The sequence below is a fragment of the Rossellomorea marisflavi genome, assembly GCF_001274775.1.
GTDB classification, from domain to species: Bacteria; Bacillota; Bacilli; order Bacillales; family Bacillaceae_B; genus Rossellomorea; species Rossellomorea marisflavi.
The window spans coordinates 1221262-1236117 of sequence record NZ_LGUE01000001.1; the positions used below are offsets into that span (position 1 = coordinate 1221262).

Genomic DNA, 14856 nt, shown 5'->3' on the forward strand with positions numbered 1-14856 from the left:
TGTATCACATCCGGAAGCATTTGAATCAATAAAAAAGCTGACTCAGAAAGGGGAGCCCCTCCTGAGTCAACCTGTTATTTCGCGTATTCTACTGCCCTTGTCTCACGAATCACCGTGACTTTAATATGTCCCGGATAATCCAATTCACTTTCGATCCGTTTTCGGATGTCCCTTGCAAGTCTGTGAGATTCCAGATCGTCGATGGCTTCCGGCCGGACCATGATCCGGACTTCACGCCCTGCCTGGATGGCAAATGACTTCTCGACCCCTTCATAGGACTCTGAGATCTCTTCGAGTTTCTCAAGGCGTCGGATATAGTTCTCAAGGGTTTCGCTTCTTGCGCCCGGTCTTGCTGCAGAAAGAGCATCTGCTGCAGCGACGAGGACTGCAATGATAGACGTCGGCTCGGTATCCCCATGATGGGATGCGATACTGTTCACGACAACCGGATGTTCCTTGTACTTGGTGGCAAGTTCAACGCCGATTTCAACGTGACTTCCTTCCACTTCGTGGTCGATGGCCTTACCGATATCGTGAAGAAGACCGGCCCGTTTTGCCAAACGTTCATCTTCACCAAGTTCTGCCGCCAACAGCCCGGATAGATGAGCTACTTCGATGGAATGCTTTAAGACGTTCTGTCCATAGCTCGTACGGTACTTCAAGCGACCGAGGATCTTGATGAGGTCGGGATGCAATCCGTGGACACCTACTTCGAATGTGGTCTGCTCACCGATCTCGCGGATGTATTCATCCACTTCACGACGGGATTTGTCGACCATTTCTTCGATGCGTGCCGGATGGATACGACCATCCTGGACCAATTTCTCAAGTGCGATTCGAGCAGTCTCCCTGCGGATCGGGTCGAATCCTGAAAGAATGACCGCCTCTGGGGTATCATCGATAATGAGATCAATTCCTGTTAGTGTTTCCAGAGTACGGATGTTTCTTCCTTCCCTTCCGATGATACGACCTTTCATCTCATCGTTAGGCAGGTTCACGACGCTGACAGTCGTTTCAGCCACATGTTCTGCGGCACAACGCTGAATTGCGAGGGATAGAACTTCCTTCGCCTTCTTGTCTGCGTCTTCCTTAGCACGGGTTTCGTGTTCGCGAACCATGATGGCAATATCATGGGACAGTTCATTTTCCACACGCTCAAGAATGATGCCCTTCGCTTCTTCCCGCGTCAGGCTCGAGATGCGTTCAAGCTCCGTTTGCTGCAATCTTACCATCTCGTCCACTTTGCTTTCCATCTCTTCAATATGTTGTTGTCTCTCGTTTAGAGTACCTTCTCTGCGTTCAAGCTGAGATTCCCGTTTATCGAGCGTCTCATCTTTACGGTCCAGATTCTCCTCTTTTTGCATCAAACGATTTTCTTGTTTTTGCAGTTCATTTCTTCGTTCACGGAGTTCATTTTCCATTTCAGTGCGAAGTTTATGATTTTCGTCCTTTGCCTCAAGCAAGGCCTCTTTTTTCAGAGCATCCGCTTCACGTCTGGCCTCTTCCAAAATCTGCTCTGCGGAACCTTTGGCTCCTGCAATCTTCGCCTCGGCAATGGATCTGCGAATAAAGTATCCAACAACGACACCGACGATAAGGCTAAGCAAAATGGAGATGAGTGTTATAGGTTGCATCATTTCACCTCCTCTTGCTATCACTTTCATCATGTTTTTTACATGTCGGCTTGTACATTGCACAAATTGATCTCAACATACAGCGCAAGGCTTTCAAATGTCATTCGAAAATATTGTAAAATATACATGTTAATTTTAAATCTCAGAAAATTTATTGTCAAGGGGTTGGGAGCTTTGTGTCCAGATTTATGAAGCAATCCCATCAATCGGCACGTTTTATTCTCCTGAATGAATGACATTAGTATCATTGTGGTCACTTCCCGGACAATTCATTCCTTAAAAAGCAGAAAAGCAGACTGGCCATAACCAGTCCGCTTTTCATAAAGCCGTGATCTGCCCTTTCCCCCGCAAGCAATGTACGATGACTCTTTGGGGTGGAAAGCGCAGCCAAAGCCAAGGAGGAGTAGATCAGTCGTCTAACAGACTCATTTCTCCCGTTTCCTCTGTCTCGGCGCGGCCTGTATCCAAACCATAGTGATCACGGATCTTCAGCATGATTTCATTGCGGATGTCCGGATTCTCTTTGAGGAATACTTTTGCATTTTCACGTCCTTGACCAAGACGCTCTTCATTATAGGAATACCAGGCACCGCTCTTGAGGATGATATCAAGTTCTGAACCGAGGTCGACGATCTCACCTTCTTTGGAAATCCCTTCTCCGTACATGATATCCACTTCTGCAACACGGAATGGAGGAGCGACCTTGTTCTTGACGACTTTGATCTTTGTCTTGTTCCCAACCATTTCATTTCCCTGTTTAAGGGTCTCGGCACGACGGACTTCAAGACGTACGGAAGAGTAGAATTTAAGTGCGCGTCCACCAGGTGTCGTTTCCGGGTTTCCGAACATAACCCCGACCTTTTCACGGATCTGGTTGATGAAGATGGCGATGGTCTTGGATTTGTTGATGGCACCAGAAAGCTTCCTCAAGGCCTGGGACATGAGACGTGCTTGGAGACCAACGTGGGAATCCCCCATCTCCCCTTCAATCTCGGCTTTAGGCACCAGGGCTGCCACAGAGTCAATCACAATCGCATCGACTGCACCGCTTCGTACGAGGGCTTCGGCGATTTCCAATGCCTGTTCACCTGTATCCGGCTGTGAAAGCAGGAGTTCGTCGATATTGACTCCCAATTTTTGTGCGTAAACGGGATCCAATGCGTGCTCAGCATCAATGAATGCTGCCTGGCCACCTTGGGCCTGTACCTCTGCAATGGCGTGAAGGGCAACGGTTGTCTTACCAGAAGATTCCGGTCCATAGACTTCGACAATCCTACCACGTGGATAACCGCCTACCCCAAGCGCTGCGTCAAGGGCAAGTGATCCACTTGGTACCGTCACGATCTCCCTGTCGGTCTTTTCTCCCAATTTCATAATGGAACCTTTACCGAATTGTTTCTCTATTTGTTTTAAAGCCATATCCAAGGCTGCTTTACGTTCACTCACAAATGATTCCTCCTTCAGAATGGTTAACTGGTTAACAATCTATACGCTTGTCTCACTTCCAACCTATCTATAACTATAAAGGTTTTTTTAATAGAAAACAAGCAAAAAGTCGAACATTCATTCGGTTTTTTATCCATCGCCTATTTTAAGGGTTCTCTTACTTTTTCCAATCCTATGAAAAAATGGGTGCCCTGCAGGCACCCATACGATTTCTTATGCTTTGTATTCCTTCACCAAGTAATGCCACCCGTATTTCACTGTCCGGCTGCGATTCCCGTTTCGGCTTCCAGCCAGTGTGAGCTTGTATGCCCTCGGCTCTTCATCACCTGAGGCGATGCCGATCCAAACGGTTCCAGGAGGCAGATCCCCTTGCGCTTCTGGTCCTGCTACACCAGTGAAACTGATGCCTATATCGGATTTGAACAAGGTTCTCACATTGGCCGCAAGCTCGATGGCGCATTCACGACTGACCGCACCGTAATTCTTCAACGTTTCCTCCCGTACGTTCAGCACATTCCTCTTCACAGAATCCTGATAGCATACCACTCCCCCCTCAAGGACGGAAGAAGCGCCTGCGATCGAGGCGAGGCTGGATTGGAACAAGCCTGCCGTGAGGCTTTCAGCTGCCGCAAGGGTCAGGCCTTTTTCTTTCAGGAGCCTGAAGCCCACCCCCTCAAGGGAGTCCTGGTCGTATCCGTATAGGTACTCCCCGACTGTTTGCCGAATTTCCGATTCCAACTCATTCAAGAGAGTCTCTGCGACATCTTTTGACTCGTGCTTGGCCGTCAATCGCAAAGTAACCTCTCCGTCCCCGGCAAGAGGTGCGATCGTCGGATTCGTCTGCCGGTCGATGAGTTCTTCAAGGTCGGCTTCGAGCTGCGACTCCCCGATCCCGAAGAATCGAAGTACACGGGAATGGATCACTTCTTTTCGTTTCATGAGGCGCATGACGGCAGGAACCCCGTAGGTACTGAACATCGGTCTCATCTCAGAAGGCGGGCCAGGCAGCAGGATATACGCTTTCCCGGACTGTTGGAACACCATACCGGGTGCCATGCCGAAATCATTTTTCAATGGTACCGAACCTTCGAGAATCAGTGCCTGCTTTTCGTTGTTGGGAGTCATCACCCTGCCGACTTTTTCAAAATAAGCCCTGATGGAGTCCATGGCTTCTTCATCCATGGAAAGGCTGACACCCAGACTCCTTGCAATGGTCTCTTTGGTCAGATCATCCTTGGTCGGTCCTAGACCTCCCGTGAAGATAAGAAGGTCCGCCCTCTCTTCGGCATGTTTGATGACCTCTTCAAGTCTCGCCGGGTTATCCCCCACGCTTGTATGATAAAACACGTTCACTCCGACCTCGGCAAGCCTTTCTGATATGAACTGGGCATTGGTATTAGCAATCTGCCCCAAAAGTAATTCCGATCCAACTGCAATAATTTCTGCATTCATGATTATTTCCTCCCGGTGAAAGAAGAAAGGGATGATTCCAATTGAATCAGCCCCTTCCTTCCGTTATTTTGAATTAACAAACGCTTTGCGATTATGGTAAAAATAGTCCCAACCGGACCAGATGGTGAAGAACATGGCAATCCAAAGGGCAATGACATCGAACGGCAGGTTCATGAGCTCGAAGATGGCATTATTCAACAGCAATGCCGAAATGGCAATGATCTGCGCCCACGTCTTGATCTTACCGAGCTGACCAGCAGCTACCACTTCGCCTTCTCCTGCCAGCACAAGTCTTAGACCCGTCACGGCAAATTCACGGCTGATGATGATGATGACGATCCATGAAGGAGCCACTCCCATCTCAACCAGTACGATCAAGGCAGCAGATACTAGTAGCTTATCCGCAAGGGGATCAAGAAACTTCCCGAGATTGGTGACGAGATCCAATTTCCTCGCGTAATATCCATCGATCCAGTCTGTCGTAGAGGCGATGATGAATATGAGGGCCCCAACAAATTGATTGACAGGAAGATCCGCCCCAAGGAAGCGCATATCACCCCAGTTCCAGGGAACCAGCATGATAATGAGGAATAGCGGGATCAGAATGATCCGGGAAATGGTGATTTTATTAGGTAAATTCAATGTATTGCCTCCAATCCAGTGCACTAGAAGAAAGGGAAGGCGCCCCTTTCTCCTTACTCTGAAGATTCTTTGCTGTAATTAATGATAACATCCTGTCTGACCACATCGGTTGGGATTCCGTACTCGACTTCCTCCCCATTGATGGTGATCCCTGTGTTGGCAGCATTCCCGACGATGAGATAGGCCTGTGATTCTCCTGAGAAATCGAAATCCTCTTTGCTACCTTTCGTCAAGGTGCCTTCAAATAACACCTTATCATTTTCATTATACACACCTATCCACGAATCACCGTCAGCAGATAACGAAAGATTGAATTGATCTGTTCCCTTCAGTTCGTAGGTCGTCTTGTATCCCTGCACAGAAGTCTGCTCGAGCGATTGTGCATTCTCTTTTTTAGTATCTTTTGATTCATCTTCTTTATCCTGCTTTTTATCCTCATCGGCTGCAGGTTTTTCTTCTTTGTCAGATGATGTTTTTTCACCATCATCTTCCTTCGGTACATCCTTCTCGTCCACCGCTACCTGGCTGTTTTTATTCGTATCGTTGTCTGCAGCATCATCATTGCCCATTTTCCCTTGGATGAAGACCCACAGGACAAAGAGGATGCCGATGATCACCACCACGATAAGCAACGTCGGGATGAAATCGAGGACCTTCGAGGAACTTTCGGACACCGTCTTTCTTGTCTGGACCCTTGAAAGGGAATCTGGGATTTCTTCGTGCTGTGTAACAGGGATTTCGGACTTGTACTCTTCAAAGATTTCTTCAGGTGGCAGGCCGACCGCTTCACAGTACTGCTTGATGAAGGCCCTCACATAAAATTTACCGGGCATGGAATCATACGAACCTTCCTCGATTCCGGTCAAATAGCGTTTCTGGATCTTCGTGATCCGCTGCAGATCGTCGAGGCTATAGCCTTTAGACTCCCTTGCATCTTTTAAACGTTTTCCTAATTCAGACACTTTTTAACACCTTCCAATATCAAAAATCAAAACCGCCGAAATCGGAATTTTGAAATAAATTATTTTGTTCGACCAATTCATATGTAATTTCCTCTTCAGGATTGTTCCGCAATTCGATGATGTAATCGAAATCCTCCAGGGTATACTCGGAGTTTTGTACAAATACATCGGGATGCTCAATCACTTTGACCGCCGGCATGCGCATGATTTCCCTGACAAGCTGCCAATGCTGTTCATTTGCCCTCCGGGTGGATACGATCCCGTCAATGATGAAGAGATTATCGTCTGAATATTCATCTTCGATCAGTTTGCTTCTGATGGTCTGCTTTAATAAAGTGGAAGAAACGAATAGCCATTTTTTGTTGGCACAAACGCTCGAAGCGACGATGGATTCCGTTTTCCCCACGCGGGGCATACCACGCAGCCCCACAAGCTTGTGTCCTTCCTGCTTGAATAGTTCTGCAAGGAAATCGACAAGGAGCCCGAGCTCATCCCGGACGAAACGGAAGGTCTTTTTATCATCTGCATCCCGCTGGATGTAACGTCCATGCCTGACAGCGAGGCGATCCCTCAGTTTCGGTTCTCGAAGCTTGGTTACATTGATGGTATCCATCGTCTGCAGGATCGATTCGAGTCTTCCGATCTGCTCATCCGTGTCAGCAAGGAGCAGCATTCCCCGTCTCCCTTCGTCCACTCCATTGATGGTGACGATATTGATCGAGAGCATACCAAGCAGGGAAGAAATATCCCCCAACAGGCCGGGTCGGTTCTTTTGAATCTCATATTCCAGGTACCATTCTTTCCTTTCCATCGGGTTTCCTCCTTCAAAGGCAATGATCCAGATTCGGGGATTTTAAACTCTAGGTATTATAATAAAGTATTTTTTTCTAATATAAAAGAAAAACCTACATAATTGCCTACATTTTCTCTATTTTTCACGTTGGATGGGACAATGTAAAAAAGAGAGGGAAAATCCCCTCTCTTTAGCGAGTTCCGTTATTGTTGACAAGCTTGACCATCATGTTGGCGATAGCATGCTGCTCATCAGGTGAAGCAACAGACCAAAGATCTGCAAGGACTCTTTCTTGATCGTTCTTAGCTTCCACCTGTTTGGAAAGGTAGTCACCGATTTGATAAGCAAGATCATTCACGGTTTCGTTTTCCATCCCGCTGTGCTGAGCCTGGTGCAAGCGATCACCCAAGAAGTTTTTCCAATCAGACCAGTTTTCTAATACTGACATGTCATATGACCTCCTTTATTGAGATACAAGCTTAGTTTGCATCTTTTCAAGGGAATTATGCGTACGGTCTCAAAATTTCAATGGAGGCATGTCGGGTCAATTCTCCCCGAATCCGCTTTTCTTTTGTCCAGCTGCTCCGGGGTGACCCTCGAGGTCATAACTCCCTCAGACCATAAAGGCATAGGACGCCTTTCTGTCCTGACGTCCTTATGCTTGTCGGGTCAGTTCTCCCCGAATCCGCTTTTCTAGGTGTACCAGCCCCCGTTGACGGATAGGGTTTGGCCGGTTATGTAAGCTGCTTTTGGTGAGAGGAGGAAGTCCACGGCGTCTGCTATTTGGTCGGGGTGGGCGAGTTCCCCCATGGGGATTTCCTCTTTGATCCCCTGGACGTCTTCTTCTGTAAAACCGGAGAGCATATTGGTACTCACAGCACCAGGGGCCACTGCGTTGACCCTTACGCCGCTAAGAGCTACCTCTTTGCTAAGGGCCTTTACAAATGAAAGCTGGGCTCCTTTCACAGCAGAATAAACGACTTCGCAGGATGCACCCGTCTGGCCCCATATGGAGCTCATGAGCACAATGGATCCTTTTTTCCTGACCAACTTCGGAAGTAAGGCTTGTACCAGGAGCATCGGGCTCTTTACATGCAGGCTGATCATCTCATCCATGCTTTCTTCGGACAGATCTTGGAACAGTCCCCAGTGAGACGTTCCACTGCAGTACACAATGGCGTCCAGATCAAAGATCTGTTCAATCAGTTTCCCCACTCCCCCGGAGGAAGTGAGATCCGCTTTGACCGGTATCACGTCCACTCCTTTAATCTCCTCCATCAATGTTGTGATGGCTTCTTCATTTCGATGATAATGGAGATACAGACTCCATCCCTCACTGGCAAGCTTCTTTGCCGTGCTTTTACCGATACCTCCAGAAGCACCGGTAATGAGAGCGAATTTCATGATCATTCCTCCTTTACACAAGAAGGGGAACTGCCGGTTATGGACAGTTCCCCTTCAAGCATCATGAATTTGGTACAACCTGGCATACGGTCATCCGTTTTTCATCAATCAGACCTGCGGCTGCATTGGTGATGTCGTCCACAGACAGACTTTCAAGTGTCGGTACGACATCGAATAGATCCATTTCATTGAATGCATAGCGGGTAAACTGATTGGCAATGAACTCAGGAGAATTGATGGCACGGAGGAAGGCTCCGATTTTCTTCTTCTTCGTCCTCGCCAGGTTTTCTTCGGTCACGATCGGTTCGTTCACAGCCTTCAGAAGGAGGGCCTGAATGCGATCGGCCAATTCATCCGGCTTCTCCGTATCCCCACCGGCAGTTAGGAAACCAAACCCATTTTCCTGGGTATAATCATAACTGAACGTTTCATCGATCAGCCCGTCATTATAAAGGTCCGAATAGTGATTTGAACTTTTCCCGAACAAAATATCAAGGAAAACGTTAATGGAAAGCTCCTGCTTCAGCATTTCCTTGCCTTGCTGATGGGGGTCGGATGCCTTCAGGCCAACCAAACATTTTGGGCTTTGCACGTTCATTTTCAGGACTTTTTTCTTTTCTGCCACTTCATCGGGTTCCTGATCGAATTCCCTTTTGATTTCAGGCATCTTTTCATAATCCTTTTTGCCTTGATTTTCCCTGACCTGATTCATAATAGCCTCAGGGTCCACGGAACCGACAACGAACAGCAACATATTACTCGGATGATAGAACGTGCCGTAGCACTGATAGAGCATGTCTTTCGTGATAGGTGTAATGGACTCGATCGTCCCTGCTATGTCAATCTTGACAGGATGATTTTTGTACATATTTTCAATCACGCCGAAATACAGGCGCCAATCGGGGTTATCATCATACATGGTGATTTCCTGTCCGATGATCCCCTTTTCTTTTTCAACTGTTTTTTCCGTAAAGTAAGGATCCTGCACAAAGTCGATCAGTGTTTCCAGATTCCGCTCCACGTTAGTGGTACTGGAGAAAAGATAGGCTGTGCGCGTGAATGACGTGAAGGCGTTGGCAGAAGCGCCTTGCTTACTGAACTGCTGGAACACATCTCCGTCTTCTTTTTCAAAAAGCTTATGCTCGAGGAAATGGGCGATGCCGTCTGGAACTTTGACCAATTCTTCCTCTCCGAGAGGGGCGAAATGGTTATCGATGCTTCCATATTTTGTCGTGAAGGTTGCATAGGTTTTATTGAATCCTTCCTTAGGAAGGATGTACACATCCAACCCGTTTGCCATCTTCTCATAATAAAGGTTTTCCTGCAGCTGACCGAAGGTAATCTTCTTCATATCATTACCCCTCCGTTCCTGTTAAAAAGTAAATCGTATCAAGTTCAACTTTATTGGCCGCTTTCACCACTTCATCCTTTGTGGCTGCATCGATTTTTGCGAGCCAGTCACTCAAGCCGATATCGATACCGGCAAAGGCGTTTTGGTACAGGACTTCCACAAGACCACGCGGGGTATCGATGGTTTCAAGCATCTGATTGCGCATGACTGCCTTGGTCTGTTCCAGCTCATCACTAGTGAAATCACCGGCCTTCATGGCTTGAAGCTGCTCATCGATGATTCCCACCGCTTGATCATAATTCTTCGACTCGATTCCACTCATGACCATGAGTAGCCCTTTGTGGCTTTCGAGGCGACTTGCTGCATAGTAGGCAAGGCTTGCTTTTTCACGTACATTGATGAACAGTTTGGAGTGGGAGAATCCACCGAATATCCCATTGAAGACCTGAAGCGCAAAATAGTCCTCATCGCCATATTGAGTATGGGTACGGTAGCCGATATTCAATTTCCCCTGTTTGACATCCTGCTGTTCCTTGATGACATTTTCCTTCTGGATTTGCTTTTGAATACCTTGGTCGACACGCTTAGGATCCCGTTCGGAAAGATTCATGAGACCATCGCACAGCTTTTCTACTTCATCCGCATCGACGTCGCCGATCACATAAAGATCAAATTGATCTTCCTGCATGACGCGCTCATAGTAATCATAAAGCGCCTTCGGTGTAATCGCATCGACTTCGTCCTTCTCTCCGTTGACGTGAAGGGCGAATCGCTCGCCTTTGCACATTTCCTCCACCAGACGGGAGTTCGCATACCTCATTTTGTCATCGTAGACCGATTGAATCCGGATTTTTTGATTCCGCTTCTCTTTCTCGACCGTTGCAGGGTCGAATTCATCGGTGGCATGGGGATTGAAAAGGACCTCCGTTAAAAATTCGATTCCTTTTTGAAGGAGTGGTTCAGAATCAGCGAGAAACTTTTCATTGGCTATCTCAACAGACATGCTGACGATATGGTACTCCCCCTTCTTTCCAAGGTCGACAAAAAAGTTCGCCCCATATAGTTCATCAAGGTGGGAACGCAGTGTAGTCGTGGACGGGTAGGATTTAGTACTGCTTTGCATCACATGCGGCAGCAGCCCTCTCAATGTCACGGTATCTTGATCCAAAGGCGCCTTCATTTTAAAGACGATGCTGTTTGTTTTGAATTTTTCAGTTTTGACGATATGTAGCGTATATCCGTTCTTCTTCTTGATCACTTCGTTAATATCAGACATTCGGCTCAAGCCTCCTTCATATCTTGCATAAACACCTATATTTTGCGGGTATTTACGTCTAACTATACATGTTTGCCGCACGCGTTTTCAAGCATCTTCCTCTGCTGGTAAAACCTTAATGGGCTATTATATGAGAAAAACACGGAAAACATGCAAAAGGAGCCCTTTATGAAGGGCTCCTTTCCATTAACGACTTCCTTTGATATAAGGTGTTCCAAGAGCTTTGGGTGCATCTGCACGTCCGATGAATCCTGTCAGAGCCAGGATCGTAAGAACGTAAGGTGCGATCAATAGGTAAACGCTTGGTATATTTTCAAATAGCGGAAGGCTGCTTCCGATGATGCTTAGGCTCTGAGCGAATCCGAAGAAGATTGCTGCGCCCATGGCGCCAAGCGGATGCCATTTTCCGAAGATCAGCGCAGCCAGGGCCATGAAGCCTTGTCCGCTGATGGTAGCATGACTGAAATCAGATGAAATCGACTGCGCATATACTCCGCCCCCGATGCCAGCAAAGGCTCCGGAGAGGATGACGCCGATATATCTCATTCGCGTCACGTTTATGCCCATCGTGTCAGCTGCCATGGGATGTTCCCCGACAGAGCGCAGACGCAAACCGAATGGCGTTTTGAACATGATGAACCAAACAAGGAATGCCGCGATGATTGCCACAAACGGCGGCCAGTACGTATTGCTGAAGAAGATGTCACCGATCACCGGTATCTTATGAAGAACAGGCACATCGATTTTTGAGAACCCTTCTGAAATGATATCTGTCTGGCCTTTTCCGTAAATGCGCTTTACAAGGAAAAGCGTCAAACCAACAGCAAGGAGATTGATGGCCACACCTGAAACGGTCTGGTCAGCTCTGAAGCTGATCGATGCGACAGCGTGAAGAATGGAAATCAATGCACCTGCAAGCATCCCGACAAGGAGGGATACCCACGGCGTGGCAGCTCCGAACGTATCGGCAAATGCAAGGTTAAAGACGATGGAGGAGAAGGCTCCGATGACCATCAATCCCTCCAGGCCGATATTGACGACCCCTGATCGCTCTGAGAATGCTCCACCAAGTGATGTGAAAATAAGTGGTGATGCCCACAATAATGTTGATGGAATAAGTATGGTTAAGATATCGATGAACCCCACTTATTTCACCCCCTTTTTTCTGAATCGTTGAATCATATAGCGGATGATATAACCTGATGCCACAAAGAAGATGATAAGGGCGATAATGATATCGACCAGCTCATTCGGAATTCCTGCATCCAGCGGCATATTCAGGGCCCCGACCTTCAAGCCACCGAAAAGCAGTGCTGCGAAGATGACCCCGATTGCTGCATTTCCGCCCAAGAGCGCTACCGCAATCCCATCAAATCCGACTCCTGTGAAGCCCCCCTTGATGGATGCATAACCGAATGTCCCCAGAGCCTCCATGGAACCGGCAAGCCCTGCAAACGCTCCTGAAATGACCATGGACAGGATGATATTGCCGTTCACGTTCATTCCGGCATATTGAGACGCGTTCTGGTTGAAACCGACAGCACGCAGTTCGTATCCACGGGAAGTCTTTTCAAGAAGGAACCACATGATGAATGCACACGCAAGGGCAATGATGATTCCCCAGTGCAAGCGTGAGAAGTCGGTGATGGATTCAAGGAATGGCGACTTCAGGGAAGCTGATTCCGCTACATAATCCGTCCGTTCCTTTCTATCTGTCAATACATCACGTACGATGGCATTCGATGCCTGCAGGGCGATATAGTTCATCATGATGGTTACGATGACTTCGTGCACCCTGAACCGGGCTTTCAAAAGTCCTGGAACGAACCCCCATAAGGCGCCGGCCAATGCGGCTGCGATGACAGCGAGCGGCAAATGGATGAACTTTGGCAGATCGCCGAAGGATGTACCCACCCACACGGCTGCAAGCCACCCCACGATAAGCTGTCCTTCAACCCCGATATTGAACAAGCCTGTCCTGAATGCAAATGCAACGGCTAGACCCGCTAGGATCAGAGGTGTCATCTGACGGAGTGTTTCCCCTACGAAGTAGACTTCACCGAAGATCCCGTCCCATAGGGCGGAATACCCTTCAATCGGATTATACCCGCTCACGAGCATGATGATGGTACCGGCAAGGATGCCAAGGACCACTGATATGATAGGGATCAATATATTAGTTAGACGATTAGACATGTGATGTTTCCCCCGTTCCTTTCCCTTTCGAACCAGCCATCAAGAGGCCGAGCTCCTGTTCCGTCGTTTCTTTTGGATCGACGATCGCGACAATCTGTCCTTCATAGATCACAGCAATACGGTCGCTTACATTCAGGATTTCATCCAGTTCGAACGAAAGCAGCAATACGGCTTTTCCGTTGTCCCGCTGCTCGATGAGACGCCTGTGGATGAATTCGATTGCCCCAACATCGAGGCCACGGGTAGGCTGTGCGGCGATGAGAAGATCCGGATCTTTATCGACTTCCCTTCCGATGATCGCCTTTTGCTGATTCCCCCCGGACAAGGATCTTGCCAGTGTGTATTCCGACGGCGTACGAACATCAAACTCTGCGATGATTTTCCTTGCATGATTGTAAATATTTTTATAGCTCAGGATGCCTTTATTTGAATACGGTTTTTTATAGTAGTTTTGAAGAACGATATTTTCACCGATCGGGAAGTCCAGTACCAACCCGTGCTTATGACGGTCTTGCGGGATATGCCCGACACCCGCTTCATAGATCTTCCTCGGTTTCATGTTCAAAATCTCTTTGCCATTCAGCTTGATCGAACCACTGTCTGCTTTCATGAGGCCGGTGATGGCTTCAATCAGTTCACTTTGACCGTTTCCATCGACTCCTGCAATACCGAGGATCTCTCCTGCTTTCAGGTCGAGGTTCAATCCTTTCACGACCGGCACATTCCGGGAGTCCTTCACTTGGAGGTCGCGAACTTCGAGAACCACTTCCTTAGGTGACGCAGGAATCTTTTCCGTTTTGAAGGTGACTTCCCTTCCGACCATGAGGCTTGCCAGGTGATTAGGGTTGGTGTCTGACACGCTGACAGTACCGATTCCTTTTCCTTTTCTGATAACGGTTACATTATCGCACACTTCCATGATTTCCTTCAGTTTGTGAGTGATAAGGATGATGGATTTTCCTTCTTTGATCAAGGTCTTCATGATCTGGATCAGCTCTTTGATTTCCTGTGGCGTCAGGACGGCGGTCGGCTCATCGAAGATCAGGATTTCAGCTCCGCGGTAAAGTGTTTTAAGGATCTCCACCCTCTGCTGCATCCCTACTGAAATATCTGAGATTTTTGCAGAAGGGTCGACCCTCAGGCCATACTTCTCAGATATATCCGATATTTCTTTTTCAGCTTTTTTAATATCCACCGTTGCACCTGATTTTGGTTCCCGGCCGAGGATAATGTTCTCCGTTACAGTGAACGTATCTACGAGCATGAAATGCTGGTGGACCATTCCGATCCCGAGATCATTGGCAATGTTGGGATTCGTGATGTCCACCTTTTTACCCCGCACGCGGATCTCACCCTGTTCAGGTTGATAGAGTCCGAACAACACGTTCATCAACGTGGACTTACCGGCTCCATTTTCACCAAGAAGCGCATGAATTTCACCTTGTTTGAGCTGGAGAGTAATATTGTCGTTAGCTACGATGCCTGGGAACTCCTTGCGGATATTCAGCATCTCGATTACATAATCCATTTTATTCACTCCTTGCGATAGGCTAGGGACAATTTATCTAGTAGTTAGAGGTCAGACCTTAAGATCGATTTCCCTTGTAAAAAACTAAGTGAAAGATAGAATCGGTTTCTACCCTTCAATTAGATTTTCAATTTTCTTATATTTTGCTGCAAAAAAGGGATAAGAGACCGGC

At 47.7% G+C, this 14856-nt stretch carries 13 protein-coding genes; all 13 read right to left on the minus strand.

Annotated elements, in window-relative coordinates; genetic code table 11:
* Positions 1–74 precede the first annotated feature (74 nt).
* The 13 genes from rny to AF331_RS06185 all read right to left on the minus strand — a co-directional run bounded on the left by rny (position 75) and on the right by AF331_RS06185 (position 14684).
* Positions 75–1634, minus strand: coding sequence for a ribonuclease Y (gene rny, locus AF331_RS06120; RefSeq protein WP_048003983.1), 1560 nt, complete (start codon positions 1632–1634; stop codon positions 75–77).
* A gap of 408 nt (positions 1635–2042) precedes the next feature.
* Positions 2043–3080: a recombinase RecA gene (gene recA / locus AF331_RS06130; RefSeq protein WP_053427238.1), complete on the minus strand. Its 1038-nt coding sequence runs from the start codon at positions 3078–3080 to the stop codon at positions 2043–2045.
* A 213-nt stretch (positions 3081–3293) separates the two neighbouring features.
* Positions 3294–4532, minus strand: a complete 1239-nt coding sequence (locus AF331_RS06135; protein ID WP_053427239.1) for a competence/damage-inducible protein A — start codon at positions 4530–4532, stop codon at positions 3294–3296.
* 63 nt (positions 4533–4595) lie between these two features.
* Positions 4596–5174, minus strand: coding sequence for a CDP-diacylglycerol--glycerol-3-phosphate 3-phosphatidyltransferase (pgsA, locus tag AF331_RS06140; protein WP_053427240.1), 579 nt, complete (start codon positions 5172–5174; stop codon positions 4596–4598).
* A gap of 53 nt (positions 5175–5227) precedes the next feature.
* Positions 5228–6136, minus strand: a complete 909-nt coding sequence (locus AF331_RS06145; RefSeq protein WP_053427241.1) for a helix-turn-helix domain-containing protein — start codon at positions 6134–6136, stop codon at positions 5228–5230.
* A 19-nt stretch (positions 6137–6155) separates the two neighbouring features.
* The gene (locus tag AF331_RS06150; RefSeq protein ID WP_048003988.1) at positions 6156–6947 is read right to left on the minus strand and encodes a DUF3388 domain-containing protein; all 792 of its coding nucleotides are present in this window, start codon (positions 6945–6947) and stop codon (positions 6156–6158) included.
* Positions 6948–7119: 172 nt separating this feature from the next.
* Entirely contained in the window at positions 7120–7377 is a 258-nt protein-coding gene (locus AF331_RS06155) for a DUF3243 domain-containing protein (protein WP_048003989.1), read from the minus strand.
* 245 nt (positions 7378–7622) lie between these two features.
* Positions 7623–8336 carry an elongation factor P 5-aminopentanone reductase gene (gene ymfI / locus AF331_RS06160; RefSeq protein ID WP_053427808.1) on the minus strand — a complete coding sequence of 238 codons (714 nt, stop codon included), beginning with the start codon at positions 8334–8336 and terminating at the stop codon, positions 7623–7625.
* A gap of 58 nt (positions 8337–8394) precedes the next feature.
* A complete protein-coding gene (yfmH, locus tag AF331_RS06165; protein WP_053427242.1) occupies positions 8395–9684 on the minus strand; it encodes an EF-P 5-aminopentanol modification-associated protein YfmH in 1290 nt (429 codons plus the stop codon).
* A 4-nt stretch (positions 9685–9688) separates the two neighbouring features.
* Complete coding sequence (gene yfmF / locus AF331_RS06170; RefSeq protein WP_053427243.1) at positions 9689–10960, minus strand: EF-P 5-aminopentanol modification-associated protein YfmF; 1272 nt, start codon at positions 10958–10960, stop codon at positions 9689–9691.
* A gap of 186 nt (positions 10961–11146) precedes the next feature.
* Positions 11147–12106 (minus strand): ABC transporter permease, encoded by a 960-nt coding sequence (locus AF331_RS06175; RefSeq protein ID WP_053427244.1) that lies wholly within the window; start codon positions 12104–12106, stop codon positions 11147–11149.
* A complete protein-coding gene (locus tag AF331_RS06180; RefSeq protein ID WP_048003994.1) occupies positions 12107–13156 on the minus strand; it encodes an ABC transporter permease in 1050 nt (349 codons plus the stop codon).
* Positions 13149–14684 (minus strand): ABC transporter ATP-binding protein, encoded by a 1536-nt coding sequence (locus AF331_RS06185; protein WP_053427245.1) that lies wholly within the window; start codon positions 14682–14684, stop codon positions 13149–13151. Before AF331_RS06185 ends, AF331_RS06180 begins: the two co-directional genes overlap by 8 nt.
* Positions 14685–14856 lie beyond the last annotated feature (172 nt).

Bases quoted from the DNA above. Each gene is read 5' to 3' on its own strand.
- rny (WP_048003983.1), bottom strand. From the start codon at position 1,634: ATGCAACCTATAACACTCATCTCCATTTTGCTTAGCCTTATCGTCGGT.
- AF331_RS06135 (WP_053427239.1), bottom strand. From the start codon at position 4,532: ATGAATGCAGAAATTATTGCAGTTGGATCGGAATTACTTTTGGGGCAG.
- AF331_RS06150 (WP_048003988.1), bottom strand. From the start codon at position 6,947: ATGGAAAGGAAAGAATGGTACCTGGAATATGAGATTCAAAAGAACCGA.
- AF331_RS06155 (WP_048003989.1), bottom strand. From the start codon at position 7,377: ATGTCAGTATTAGAAAACTGGTCTGATTGGAAAAACTTCTTGGGTGAT.
- yfmH (WP_053427242.1), bottom strand. From the start codon at position 9,684: ATGAAGAAGATTACCTTCGGTCAGCTGCAGGAAAACCTTTATTATGAG.
- yfmF (WP_053427243.1), bottom strand. From the start codon at position 10,960: ATGTCTGATATTAACGAAGTGATCAAGAAGAAGAACGGATATACGCTA.
- AF331_RS06180 (WP_048003994.1), bottom strand. From the start codon at position 13,156: ATGTCTAATCGTCTAACTAATATATTGATCCCTATCATATCAGTGGTC.
- AF331_RS06185 (WP_053427245.1), bottom strand. From the start codon at position 14,684: ATGGATTATGTAATCGAGATGCTGAATATCCGCAAGGAGTTCCCAGGC.